At 60.5% G+C, this 12,193-nt stretch carries 15 protein-coding genes; 3 read left to right on the top strand and 12 right to left on the bottom strand.

Annotation, left to right across the window (positions count from 1 at the left end; translation table 11 throughout):
* The 9 genes from PMI29_RS27430 to PMI29_RS27470 form a co-directional block, all read right to left on the bottom strand.
* Window positions 1-568: aromatic amino acid lyase (locus PMI29_RS27430; RefSeq protein WP_007993773.1), on the bottom strand; the 568-nt coding region annotated here is incomplete at its 3' end.
* Window positions 549-1,490, bottom strand: a complete 942-nt coding sequence (locus tag PMI29_RS27435; RefSeq protein WP_007993772.1) for an LpxL/LpxP family acyltransferase — start codon at window positions 1,488-1,490, stop codon at window positions 549-551. The genes PMI29_RS27430 and PMI29_RS27435, both read right to left, overlap by 20 nt.
* Window positions 1,487-2,221 (bottom strand): glycosyltransferase family 2 protein, encoded by a 735-nt coding sequence (locus tag PMI29_RS27440; protein ID WP_007993771.1) that lies wholly within the window; start codon window positions 2,219-2,221, stop codon window positions 1,487-1,489. The genes PMI29_RS27435 and PMI29_RS27440 overlap by 4 nt, the downstream gene beginning before the upstream one ends.
* Before the next feature lie 164 nt (window positions 2,222-2,385).
* Window positions 2,386-4,065, bottom strand: a complete 1,680-nt coding sequence (locus PMI29_RS27445; RefSeq protein WP_007993769.1) for an acyl-CoA synthetase family protein — start codon at window positions 4,063-4,065, stop codon at window positions 2,386-2,388.
* Window positions 4,062-4,607 (bottom strand): hypothetical protein, encoded by a 546-nt coding sequence (locus tag PMI29_RS27450; RefSeq protein ID WP_007993768.1) that lies wholly within the window; start codon window positions 4,605-4,607, stop codon window positions 4,062-4,064. Before PMI29_RS27450 ends, PMI29_RS27445 begins: the two co-directional genes overlap by 4 nt.
* Window positions 4,604-4,858 carry an acyl carrier protein gene (locus PMI29_RS27455; protein WP_007993766.1) on the bottom strand — a complete coding sequence of 85 codons (255 nt, stop codon included), beginning with the start codon at window positions 4,856-4,858 and terminating at the stop codon, window positions 4,604-4,606. The genes PMI29_RS27450 and PMI29_RS27455 overlap by 4 nt, the downstream gene beginning before the upstream one ends.
* Before the next feature lie 9 nt (window positions 4,859-4,867).
* The gene (locus PMI29_RS27460) at window positions 4,868-5,143 is read right to left on the bottom strand and encodes a phosphopantetheine-binding protein (RefSeq protein WP_007993765.1); all 276 of its coding nucleotides are present in this window, start codon (window positions 5,141-5,143) and stop codon (window positions 4,868-4,870) included.
* Complete coding sequence (locus tag PMI29_RS27465) at window positions 5,121-5,933, bottom strand: lysophospholipid acyltransferase family protein (RefSeq protein ID WP_007993764.1); 813 nt, start codon at window positions 5,931-5,933, stop codon at window positions 5,121-5,123. The genes PMI29_RS27460 and PMI29_RS27465 overlap by 23 nt, the downstream gene beginning before the upstream one ends.
* The gene (locus tag PMI29_RS27470; protein ID WP_007993763.1) at window positions 5,909-6,634 is read right to left on the bottom strand and encodes a beta-ketoacyl synthase chain length factor; all 726 of its coding nucleotides are present in this window, start codon (window positions 6,632-6,634) and stop codon (window positions 5,909-5,911) included. Before PMI29_RS27470 ends, PMI29_RS27465 begins: the two co-directional genes overlap by 25 nt.
* Before the next feature lie 346 nt (window positions 6,635-6,980).
* On the opposite strand from PMI29_RS27470, the gene PMI29_RS27475 reads away from it, so the two are divergent.
* Window positions 6,981-7,751 (top strand): ParA family protein, encoded by a 771-nt coding sequence (locus PMI29_RS27475; RefSeq protein ID WP_007993762.1) that lies wholly within the window; start codon window positions 6,981-6,983, stop codon window positions 7,749-7,751.
* A gap of 129 nt (window positions 7,752-7,880) precedes the next feature.
* Here the strand turns inward: PMI29_RS27475 and trxC are convergent, their stop codons facing one another.
* The gene (gene trxC / locus PMI29_RS27480; protein ID WP_007993761.1) at window positions 7,881-8,315 is read right to left on the bottom strand and encodes a thioredoxin TrxC; all 435 of its coding nucleotides are present in this window, start codon (window positions 8,313-8,315) and stop codon (window positions 7,881-7,883) included.
* A 195-nt stretch (window positions 8,316-8,510) separates the two neighbouring features.
* Here trxC and PMI29_RS27485 point away from each other — a divergent pair, with 195 nt between their 5' ends.
* Both PMI29_RS27485 and PMI29_RS27490 read left to right on the top strand, forming a co-directional pair.
* The gene (locus PMI29_RS27485; RefSeq protein ID WP_007993760.1) at window positions 8,511-8,807 is read left to right on the top strand and encodes a type II toxin-antitoxin system HigB family toxin; all 297 of its coding nucleotides are present in this window, start codon (window positions 8,511-8,513) and stop codon (window positions 8,805-8,807) included.
* Window positions 8,804-9,205 (top strand): helix-turn-helix domain-containing protein, encoded by a 402-nt coding sequence (locus PMI29_RS27490; protein ID WP_007993759.1) that lies wholly within the window; start codon window positions 8,804-8,806, stop codon window positions 9,203-9,205. The genes PMI29_RS27485 and PMI29_RS27490 overlap by 4 nt, the downstream gene beginning before the upstream one ends.
* 6 nt (window positions 9,206-9,211) lie before the next feature.
* On the opposite strand, the gene selO is transcribed toward PMI29_RS27490, so the two are convergent.
* Both selO and PMI29_RS27500 read right to left on the bottom strand, forming a co-directional pair.
* The gene (gene selO, locus PMI29_RS27495) at window positions 9,212-10,675 is read right to left on the bottom strand and encodes a protein adenylyltransferase SelO (RefSeq protein WP_007993758.1); all 1,464 of its coding nucleotides are present in this window, start codon (window positions 10,673-10,675) and stop codon (window positions 9,212-9,214) included.
* A 48-nt stretch (window positions 10,676-10,723) separates the two neighbouring features.
* On the bottom strand, window positions 10,724-12,193 hold a 1,470-nt coding region (locus PMI29_RS27500; RefSeq protein ID WP_033051935.1), incomplete at its 5' end, for a mechanosensitive ion channel domain-containing protein.

Below are 12,193 nucleotides of genomic sequence, written 5' to 3'. Positions count from 1 at the left end.
GCTGCCAGCCGAGTTCGCGGTGCACATCGGCAGCCTGCCGGCGTTCGCCACGGAACATCACCTCGCGTTCGCCGGACAGCGTGGCGGCAACGTACGAAAGCGGCGTCAGATCACCACTGGCACCCACCGAGCCTTCTTCCGGAATCAGCGGCAGGATGTCGTGTTCAAGGAACGCCTGCAGGCGCTCCAGCAGCTCCACGCGCACTCCGGAAACACCGTGGCACAACGACTGCAAGCGCGCCGCCAGTACCGCGCGGGTGGCCTGGGCGTCGAGCAGTTTGCCCAGGCCGCAGCCGTGGAAGGTGAACAGATGACGGGGCAGCGCCTCGACGTGATGCAGCGGTACTGCGACCACGCAGGAATCGCCGTAACCGGTGGTCACGCCGTAGATCACGCCTTCCTTGTCCAGCAGCGAGTCCAGAAAACGCGCGCCCTTGGCGATGCGCTCGCGGTAGGCGGGATCGCTTTGCAACTGCGTCGGCACCTTGCGGTTGGCCAGTGCCAGCACGTCTTCAATGTGCAAAGGGCGTTCGCCGAAGGTTACCGGCTCAAGCGTTGACGTCGTCATCGGTCTTCCAGAAAGGGTAAAAGTTGAACCATTGTTGGGGCGCTTCGAGGCAATAGTGGCTCAGGCGCTCGGCGTAGCGGGAGGCCCACTGATGAATGACCTGCTCGCGGTCGCTGCGTTTCCAGGTGATTGCGTCAGCGAACGGCTCAATGGTCAGTCGATAGTCGCCGTCGGGCTTTTTCAGGCACAGCAGCAGGTTGATCGGGCATTTCAGCAGGCCGGCCAGCAGCCACGGGCCTTGGGGGAACCTGGCCGGATGACCGAGGAAGTCCACGGTCACGCTGCGCCCGCCATGCAGGGGCACGCGGTCGCCGGCAATCGCCAGCCACTCGCCGCGCTCCAGGCGTTCGCTCAATTGCAGCATGATCCCCGGATCCAGTTCGCTGACCTGGATCAGGCGCAGGTTGGTCGCCCCGGCCTCGCCCAGCAATCGATTGAACTGTTCGGCGTGCTTGGTGTGCACCAGTACGTTCATCGTGACTTTCTCGCCGATTTCCGCCAGTGCGCGGCAGACTTCCAGATTGCCCAGATGTGCGCCCACCAGCATCTGCCCGCGGGCACCGCGCAACTGGTCGCGCAACAGCGCCGGGTCGATGATCTCGATGTGTTCGATGCTCAGCTTGCCGTTCCATACGTCGAGTTTGTCGAGCATGGAATCGGCGAAAGCCATGAACTGGCCGAACACCCGCCAATGGCTCGGGCGTAACTCGCTGCGCCCGCTCCAGTCGGTCAGGCGTTGCTGGTATTGCCAGGCACTGTGTCGGGCGCTGCGACCGAACAGGAAAAAGTACAACACGATGCCGTACAGCACTGGGCTCAGTACTCGGCGGCCCAGCACTTTGGCGCCGAACGCGGTGAGCTTCATCAGCCAGAAACTGCCCCGTTCTTCGCGGTCGGCCCAGTGTTGATTATCTGCGCTCATGCTCGCCACCGTCGCCAGAGGATCATTGGCGCACGCAGCAACATGCCGAAGAACAGCCGCGTATGCATGCTGGAAATCAGGACGTTGTCGTGGAACATACGAAAATGCGAAACGCCGTCCAGCGGGTAGTGGACTTTGGTATGCAGCCATTGCATCGGCTGATTTCGCCAGGCCAGGCGCACCAGGATGTCCGAGTCGAAGTCCATGCGCTTGCCGATTTTCGCTGACTCGATCAACGCCAGAACCGGAGGTAACGGGTAAACCCGGAAGCCGCACATGGAGTCGCGAATCTGCAACGACAGGGTGTTGATCCAGACCATGACGTGGGTCAGGTAGCGCGCATACAAACGGCCTTTCGGCACGCTGGCGTCGTACTGCGGGTAGCCACAAATCACCGCCTGTGGGTGGGCGCGTGATTGTTCGATGAAGCGTTTGACGTCCTGCAAGTCGTGCTGGCCATCGGCATCCACCTGCAAGGCATGGCTGAAACCCAGGCGCGAAGCTTCGCGCAAACCGGTCATGACCGCGCCACCCTTGCCCTGGTTTTCGGCGAGGCGGATCAGGTAAACCATTTCACGTTGGGCCAGGCGATCCAGCACCCGGGCGCAGCGCGGGCTGCTGGCATCGTCCACCAGAATGCACGGCAGGTGGCTGGCGATCAGGGCATCGACCACCGTGGTGATGGCCGTTTCGTGGTTGTACACCGGGACAATGGCGCAGGGGCTATGCATGTTGGCGTACACCTGAGGGACCGTGGTGTCTGCTTCGCGAGCAAGCCCGATCCCACATTGGATCGCATCCGAACTCGAAATTTGTGCTCGACACAAATCCAGTGTGGGAGCGACGGTGCGACGATTCGACTTGCTCGCGATTGAGTGCGTAGCACTCACCCAGCTTATGCATGCGCCGCCTCCAGCAAGATCCGCCCGCTGGAGCAGGTGGCGGTTTCGTTGCGATAGGCGAAATACAATTTGCCGCGCGCCGGGTCGAAGCGCAGGTGCAGCTGGACTTCATCTCCCGGGCGCACCAGTTGCTGGAACTTCAAGACTTCCATGCCGGCGAATTTTTTCGGCAGGTTCATCAGTTGCTGGCCCAGGCTCAGCGCCCAGTCCACCTGCACCACGCCAGGCAACACCGGCGCCTTGGGGAAATGACCGCTGAAATAGGCCAGGTCCGGTGGCACGGCCAGTTGCAGGCTCCATTCGCCATTACTTTCAACTTGCTCCAGCACCTCTGGGGCTTTGGGGCGCGGCGCCAACAGCAGGGCGTCGACGTCGGCCTGGGGCAGTTTGCCTTGAGTGTTCAGCGGCAATTGTCGCAGCAGGCGCCAGCGTCTTGGCAGGGCCAGGGCTTCGCAGTGTTGGCTCAGGTGTTGGCGCAATTGCTCGGTGAGGCTGCGTCGACCATGATTGCGCAGAACATGCAAACCGGCCTCGCTCAACACCAGCAACGCCCCCAGGGAGGCACGGTTTTCCTGAACGACGCCGAGCCGCGCTTCGACGACCCATTCATGGGCCGTCAGCGCCTGTTCCAGCATCGGCAGCGAGATGCGTTTTTCTTCCAGTTTGACGATCCGGTCCAGTCGCCCGAGCAGTTCGAAGCGACCATCGACGGCGATGCGGGCTGAATCGGCAGTCTGTTCGACATGACCGCCAGGCAAGTAGGGTGAAGCGATCAGCAGCGCACCCTCACTGTCTTGAGTCAGCGTGACATCGGCAAACGGCCGCCAGAGTTCAGCGCCCTGGCGCCAGGCGATGCCGCCGGTTTCCGAACTGCCGAAAATTTCCGTTGGCCATTGCCCCAGACGCTCCAGCAGGCTCTGTGCGGCCTCGACCGGCAATGCGCCGCCGGAGGAAAACACCCGGCGTACGGAGCCCAAGGCAGGCCAGTCGAGGTTGTCGCCCATGCGCTTGAGCAACGCCGGGCTGGCCACCCAGGCGAAGGCCGGGTGCTCGCGGCTGGCGCGTTGCAGGTCTTCTGGAAAGGCCAACTGCCGACGTACGAACGGGCGCCCGGCACACAGTGGCCACAGCACCCGGAACAGCAGACCGTAGATGTGCTGGGTGGCGACGCTGCCAATGATGCAGGCCGGGCCAAGGTCCGCGCCCCATAACTGTTCCAGGGCTTCGACTTCATTGGCCAGTTGGCGCAGGTTCTTTTCGATGCGCTTGGGTTCACCACTGGAGCCGGATGTGCACAGGCTGAGTTGGCAGTGATCGAGATCCAGCGCCGCCGCGCTCAGAGGCGGATGACGAAAGTCGCTCAGGTGCGCATCGTCGGGTTGATCGCTCAGCCACAGATCAACTTCACCTGACCAGCGCTGGCGGGTCTGCGGTTGCAGGTCAGACGGCAGCAGCACACTGACCCCGGCACGCCAGGCACCAAGCAACGCGACCGCCAGATCGGCGGCATCTTCAAGGTGCACGGCCATCTGCCGCACCCCCCGGGCTTGCAGGCCGGCGGCCAGACGCAGCGCCTGTTCGCGCAGTCGGGCGTGATCCAGTGCCGGCCCGGTCGTTACGGCGCGCTCCGGCTGAGCCTTGAGCAGCAAGTGCTCAAGTTTTATCCAAATCATGGGTGGCCTCGTACCCTTAGCCGTATGAGCCATTCAATGGCAAACATCAGGCCTATCAATCCGTAGGAAATCAGGCCGGTGTACAACGTCCACCAGCTCAGCGGCGCCCAGAGGGTCAGGGCGGCGGCGCACACACCGTTGCAAAGAAAAAAGACGCTCCAGGCGATAGTCACCTGACGGGTATAGCGAATGCCCTCGGCCGGCAATTGTGGCTCGCGCACCCGGGCCAGGCGTTCAACGATCGGCGGGCCGAATGTCAGGCTCGATCCGAACAGCACCAGCATGAAGGCGCTGATCAACACCGGATACCAGCGCAACAGCGCCGGGCTGTCGAACAATGCCAACAACAGACAGAACACAATGGCCACGGTGGCCATCCACAGGCTGCCAGGCCGTCGTTTGCCGGTCAGCGCCCGGGCCAGCCACAGTCCGCCCAGCAGCAGTCCGAACTGCCACGGGGCGAAATGCTCCATGCCGAAATACACCGCAAAGGGATACAAAAGACCCGCCAGCAGCAGGCCGAGGCCAATCAGTCGATTCATGCGACCGGTTGAACCAGACGGTAGACCGCCTCGACCACGTCACTGACGGTACGTACCGATTTGAATTCTTCGGCGGCGATTTTCTTGCCGGTCTGACGTTTGATGTGATCAATCAGGTCGACCGCGTCGATGCTGTCGATTTCCAGGTCCTGATACAGGTTGGATTCCAGGCTCACACGCTCAGGGTCCAGTTCGAAGAGCTCGACCAAGGCATCGCGCAGGGTGTTGAAAATGTCGTCACGAGTTTGCATGGTCCGGTCTCAAGCTGCCTGTTTTGCGGTGACGAACGCCGCAAGGCTCGCCACGTTACTGAAGTGATTGCGTGTGTCTTTGGCATCGGCGTCGATTTTGATGCCGTATTTTTTCTGGATGGCCAGGCCCAGTTCCAGGGCGTCCACCGAGTCCAGGCCCAGGCCTTCGCCGAACAGCGTCTGCTCGTTGCCGATGTCTTCGGCACTGATGTCTTCGAGGCCCAGGGCGTCGATGATCAGTTCTTTGATTTCCAGCACCAGGCTATGGGTGTTCAGATCGCTCATCTTCGGCGAGCTCCTTGATAAAGTAAGAATGCAAATAATCGTTGAGCTTGCGCGAGGCTTGCGGAGCGGGCCCCAGCGAGGCGAAGGTCTGTGGGTCTATATCGGCCCCGACCCGAAAACTGAAGTGCACGCGCCGCTTGGGGATGCGATACCAGGGTTCGGCCTTGGTCAACGTGGTCGGGCTGACCTTGATAATGACCGGGGTGAGGATTTTCGCACCACGCAGGGCGATTGCCGCGCCGCCGCGATGAAAGGCCGGCGCCTGGCCGGGCCGGGTGCGCGTACCTTCGGGGAAAATGATCAGGGTCTGGCCGTCTTTCAGCGCGCCGGCAGCCGCATCGAGCATGTCCATGCTGCCGTCGTTGCTGATGTATTCGGTGCAGCGCAGCGGTCCGCGGGTGAAAGGGTTTTCCCAGAGGCTTTGCTTGACCACGCAGTTGGCGTGACGCACCAGGCCGATCAGAAACACCACGTCGATCAGCGACGGGTGATTGGCCATGATCATCTGCCCGGGACGACCGAGTTTTTCCGCGCCTTCTATGTCGTAGGTCAGCACCCCGGTACGGGCCATGAAACGCACAAAAATCCAGAAACAGCGGCTGACCGTTTGCCGGGCCCGCAGCCGATGGGTCCGGGCGTCGCCCGGCAGACAGTTCAGCACAGGGAAAATCACCAGGCGCAGGCACAGCCCGCCCAACCCGAACAGGGCAAAGCTCGCGGCGGTGGCCAGCAACCGCCAGTAGTAGGCGTCGCGGTTTTTCTCGGTCACGGGTTGCGTTGCCAGGTCCATACACGATTTTTCCAGGCATGTTGGCAGGTGGTTTGCTGGCCGAGCAGCGTACGCAACAGATTCAGTGCGTGGGGCCAGCGGGAGTTGGACAACGCATCCGAGGGGCTGTTCAGGGACAACTGCCAGTCGGTACCGGGGGTAATCAGCAGGCCGACGGCATAAGGGAACGGCACGTCGTCGATCCAGGTTGAGTAAGCCTCGGGCGGCTGCTCTTCGGTGATCACCAGCAGTACCGCGCGAGCACCCTCAGCCAGCAGCGCAGCAGCTTCCAGCATGCCGTGTTCCAGGCCGTCGCCTGCGGCAGCCAGGGCCGTCATTTCGCTGGTTTCACCACGCATGATCGACCACAACCCAATAATCGCGTTATGCACAGACAAGCTGAATTGGGTCGGCGACAGCGGCTGATCGGCGGCCAGATCACTGAGAATGTCGACCGTGCGGGGCGTTTCGCCGTGGCGGGAAACAAAGACCAATGGCAGATCCTGCCGACCTTCGGCCAATGGCCAACCGACACTGAATGCCATCCGCGCCAGGCGGCTGAGCCGCCGGCGCTGCATGGCCGGCAGAAAAGAAACGTCGGGAGCGGCATCGCTGTTCGGCAGCACGACCGGTTGTCGGCACCAGGCCTGCCAATCGTTCACGCTATCAAGCCCTGGGGCCCAAGCGCGCCATTGGGCGATGTTGAAGTTGATCACAGACATTCATCCCACCCTCACGGGCTTACTTGACGCGGGGGAGTGGCCGAGAGCCGAGACTCACCCTGCGTGGCGTTTGGCGCCGAGTGGCGCGCATTATCCCGGTGCCGGGAACGTGTAGCAAATGCTGGTTACATTTTGCTCAATAAGATGAAGCGGCTGACTGGAAAAAATTGAACGATTGGTAATTATTCACAAAATAATTACCCCGTCTGTCGGTTCCTGCGTCAAACCATCGGGCAGTTCACGGCTTTTCATGCAAGAGAAGGCAACTGACTGTGTAGTCCCTGGTAGCGAAGCAGCGTTGTGCACCACTACACTCGGTCATTCTTTGATACACGGAGGTTTTGACATGCGGCGCGTGGTGTTCAATCAGAAAGGTGGCGTTGGTAAATCCAGCATTGCCTGCAATCTGGCGGCGGTCAGTGCCAGCGAGGGTTTTCGCACCTTGTTGGTGGATCTCGATGCCCAGTCCAACTCCACCCAGTACCTGACGGGGCTCACTGGTAGCGACATCCCGATGGGCATCGCCGATTTCTTCAAGCAGACGCTGTCTTCCGGGCCGTTCTCCAAAAAGAATCAGGTCGACATCTACGAAACCCCCTTCGACAACCTCCACGTTATTACCGCCACCGCCGAACTGGCGGACTTGCAGCCAAAGCTTGAAGCCAAGCACAAGATCAACAAGCTGCGTAAGTTGCTTGAGGAGCTGAGCGAAGACTACGACCGGATTTACCTCGATACCCCGCCAGCGCTGAATTTCTATGCGGTTTCTGCATTGATTGCCGCTGATCGTGTGTTGATTCCCTTCGATTGCGACAGTTTTTCACGTCAGGCGCTATACGGCCTGATGGCGGAAATCGAAGAGTTGAAGGAAGACCACAACGAAGGCCTGGAAGTCGAAGGCATCGTCGTCAACCAGTTCCAGGCCCGCGCCAGCCTGCCCCAGCAAATCCTCGATGAACTGATCGCCGAAGGCCTGCCGGTGCTGCCGGTGTACCTGGCCAGTTCGGTACGCATGCGCGAATCCCACCAGGCCAATACGCCGCTGATCCATCTCGACCCGCGGCACAAGCTGACACAGCAATTTGTCGAACTGCATAACCTGCTGGAAAACGCCTGATTCTGGCTGACAACACAAAACCCATGTGGGAGCGGGCTTGCTCGCGAAGACGCCGTCTCACTCAACATCTATGTTGACTGATGCAACGCCTTCGCGAGCAAGCCCGCTCCCACATGGTTTCGTGGTGTTTTAGATGCCCTGGCTACGCAACCAGCTCATCAACTGCGGTAACGGAAAAGCCCCGCTCTGCCGGGCGATTTCCCGGCCGTTTTTGAACAGGATCAGGCTCGGAATCGAGCGAATCCCCAACTGCGCCGACAACTGCTGGTTCGCCTCGCTATCGAGCTTGGCCAGCCGGCACTTGCCCGCCAGTTGCCCGGCTGCCTGCTCGAACACCGGTGCAAACGACTTGCACGGCCCGCACCAGTCCGCCCATACGTCCACCAGCAGCGGCAGATCCCCCTTGATCTGGCTGGCGTAGTCGCCTTGCTTCAATTCAAACGGTTTGCTCAGCAGGACTTCGGCCTTGCAGCGTCCGCATTTGGGGTGATCGTTGAGCCGCTCGGCGGGAATGCGGTTGAGGCCGTTGCAGTGGGGGCAGGGGATGAGGAGTGGGTCGGTCATGAGCGATATCCAATTGGAAGCTGATAACACCTAGTTGGAGACGTTTGCTCATGTTTTCAATCGTGCAGCGGCGGGCGGTGAATCTAGGCTTGAGTCTTGCCGAGCCAGACCGCTTGTCTGCTGAGTAGTATCGCAACTTGCGATATTTTTGATCTGAGATTAACTTTCCATAGCAAAATGCGATAAGGATGTTGCATGCATGTTCTCACCGAAAAAAGAGTACGTGAAGCCAAGGCGAAATGGCCAATGGCAGTCAACGCGCTGGATCATTGGTATCAATTAGCCAAAGGAAGCAAGCCGCCGGATTTTGCGGCGATGAGAACCACCTTTCCTGCAGTCGACAAGGTGGGTGAGTTTCATGTTTTCGATATCGGTGGCAACAAATTGCGGCTGATAGCTTTTGTCAGATATCTATCGCAAAAGCTTTATATCAAGCATGTGCTGGACCACCGTGAATATGATCGCGGCAAATGGAAGGACGAAAGAGCATGAGTATCCTGATCAAAAAAGCTGCCGAGCACTGGGAATTTGTCTCACCGCTGCTTCGAAAGCCAAAAAGCGAAGATGACTATGACTTGCTGGCACAGGCGCTGGACGAGTTGCTCGAGATGACCGGCGATGATGAGTCCCATCCGCTGATGAGTCTGGTGGATATCATCGGTGACTGGATTGAGGAATGGGATCACAAGCATCACCCGATGCCGAAGCCCAGCGGAGCCGAGATTCTTGGCTACTTGATGCGCGAACACGGCTTGACCCAGAGCGACCTGCCTGGTGTCGGCCCTCAGTCGGTCGTTTCCGAGATCCTGAGCGGAAAGCGCCAGCTCAACCTGCGGCAGATCCGCTGGTTGGCCGAACGTTTCGGTGTGTCTGTAGAAACCTTTATCTGACCCGCCTCACGACGAACAACTGATCTCCAGGTGCTTGCCCCATTCCGGTGGTCGCTCGGCATAGCTTTCCATCCCCGGTTGTTCCTCGAACGGATTGCTCAGCACCGCGTGCAGTCGGCGGACTTCCAAGTAGTCGCCGCTCTCTGCCGCATCGATGGCCTTTTGTGCCAGGTAATTGCGCAGGACGTACAGCGGGTTGACCGCGTGCATCCGCTGGCGGCGCTGCTCTTGATCAAGCGCGCCTTCACGGGCCACCCGGGCGACATAGAGCTCGCCCCAGGCATCAAAGCCCTTGAGGTCGACGAAGTCATCACGCAAGCGAGCGATGGCCTGTTCCGGCGCTTCATCACCCAATCGGCGGAAAAACAGGCTGTAGTCGACGCCGCTGTTTTGCATGAGTTGCAGCAGGTTCTCCAGCAATTTCTGGTCGTCATCCTCCGCGGTGGTCAGGCCGAGGCGGCGGCGCATCAGGTCCAGGTAATGGGCCTGGAACAGCGGCAGGTACAGGCCGAGGGTTTCGCGCAGGGCTTCGACGCTGATGAACGGTGTCAGGGCCTGGGCCAGCGCGCTGAGGTTCCACTGGCCAATCGGCACCTGGTTGCTGAAGGAGTAACGGCCCTGGTCGTCGGAGTGATTGCAGATGAAGTTGGCGTCGAAGTCGTCGAGGAAGGCGAACGGGCCGAAGTCGAAAGTAATCCCGAGAATCGACATGTTGTCGGTGTTCATCACTCCGTGGCAGAAACCATAGGCCTGCCATTTGGCGATCAGTTCGGCATTGCGCTCGACCACTTCGCGGAACATCGCCAGGTACGGCTCCGGTTGTTCCAGGCACTCCGGGAAGTGCATGGCCAGCACATGATCACCGAGCTCTTTCTGCTGCTCGGGGCGTTTGGTGTAGTAGAAATATTCGAAGTGCCCGAAGCGCACATGGCTCGGCGACAGACGCAAGAGCATGGCCGCGCGCTCCTGCTTTTCGCGCCACACCGGGGTGTCGGAGCCGATCACGCACAGGGCGCGGGTGGTCGGGATGTTCAGGGCATGCAGGGCTTCGGAGGCGAGGAATTCGCGGATCGACGAACGCAATACCGCCCGGCCATCGCCCATGCGTGAAAACGGCGTCTGGCCGGCGCCCTTGAGGTGCAGGTCCCAATGTTCGCCAGCCTCGTTGTACACCTCGCCCAGCAACAGGCCGCGACCGTCGCCCAATTGCGGGTTGTAGAAACCGAATTGATGCCCGGAATAGACCATCGCCCTTGGTATCGCATCGGCCCAGAGCTTGTGGCCGCTGAACAGTTCGGCGAACTCCGGGGTTTCGGCCACGGTCGGGTCGAGGTCCAGCAGCGCCATGGCGGCGGGACTGGCCACGACCAGGCGTGGATTGTCGATGGGCTCGGGCAGCACATGGGCGGAAAACGCATCGCCCAGGCGGTCGAAGCGATTATCGAAAATGAGTTCGTCGAGGGCTTTCAAGGGCCGGCTCCAGCAGAATGTCCGAGCATTCTGCTGGGGAAAGGCCGGTTAGTCGAGTTTGGCGGCGGGCGGTTCTTGCGGCGGTTTGCCATCGACCAGTGGCACGATGGTTTTCGCTTCCGGTTCAATCGGCACCATCTTGTATTCCTGGCCGTGCAGGTTCTTGAGGTACACCTCCATCTGCCGGAACGAGATATTGATGTGCTGCTTCTTGAACTCGCGGTTGATGAAGCGGTTGACCTCATCGAGCACCGGGTTGCGGTCGCCGAGGTCGCGCACGTGCATGCGCAACTCGTGGTCGAGTGTGCTTTCGCCGAAATTCAGGAAGTACACGTGCGGTTCCGGGTCTTTCAGTACGCGCGGGTTATCGCGCGCAGCCTTGAGCAGCAGTTCTTTCACCAGGTCCAGGTCCGAACCGTAGTCGACGCCGAGCTTGAGGGTCACCCGGGTGATGGTGTCGGTCAGGGACCAGTTGATCAGTTGCCCGGTGATGAACGTCTTGTTCGGGACGATGATGTCCTTGCGGTCGAAGTCGGTAATGGTCGTGGCACGGATGCGAATCTTGCTCACCGTACCCGACAGGTTACCGATGGTGATGGTGTCACCGATCCGCACCGGGCGCTCGAACAGGATCATGATGCCGGAAATGAAGTTGGCGAAGATCTCCTGCATGCCGAAACCGAGGCCGACCGACAGCGCCGCCACCAGCCATTGCAACTTGTCCCAGCTTACGCCCAGGGTCGACAGCGTCGAGACGAAACCGACGCCGGCGATCACGTACGACAGCAACGTGGTGGTCGCGTAGGCGCTGCCCTGGGCCAGGTTGAGCTTGGACAGCACAAACACTTCCAGCAGACCCGGCAGGTTGCGTGCCAGGGCGAAGGTGATACCGATGATGATCAGCGCGCCAAGCATGTCGCCGATGCTGATTGGCACCATGCTCATATTGGCGCCGGTGCCGCTGGTGTATTCGTAGAGGGTGACGTTGTCCAGGTACGAGAACACCGTAATCAGGTCGGCCCAGACCCAATACAGTGCCGCCATGAAGCCGCCGAGCAGCGCCAGGCGGATCAGACGCAGGGACTGTTCGTTGACCTTCTCGATGTCCATGCTCGGCTCTTCGATCACCCCCTCGCCGTCTCCGGCCTCTTTCGCCGCCTGACGTTTGGCCAGGGCGCGCTGGTAGGCCAGGCGTCGGGCCGCCACGCTGAGGCCGCGCACGAAGGTGGCTTCGATCACCAGCCAGAACATCAGCAGGTACAGGGTGTTGATCAAGCGGTCGCTGAGCTTCAGCGCGGTGTAGTAGTAGCCGAAGCACACGGCCACGAACAGCGCGACGGGCAGGGCGGTGAACAGGATCCCCACGAGCTTGCGGAACAGCGAGGCGTTCTCGTGGGTCGGGCTGCTGATCAGCAAGCGGCTGAGCAGCAAGGTCATCAAGGCATAGCAGGTGAGCACCACCGGCATGCCGATCACGTCATCGGCCAGCGCCGCCGGTTGCAGTTCGGCAACGGCCAC

It is taken from the genome of Pseudomonas sp. GM49, assembly GCF_000282355.1.
Classification (GTDB): Bacteria; Pseudomonadota; Gammaproteobacteria; order Pseudomonadales; family Pseudomonadaceae; genus Aquipseudomonas.
The sequence above is the reverse complement of the archived record's forward strand: the minus strand, read 5'-3'. Positions and strand labels throughout refer to the sequence as shown.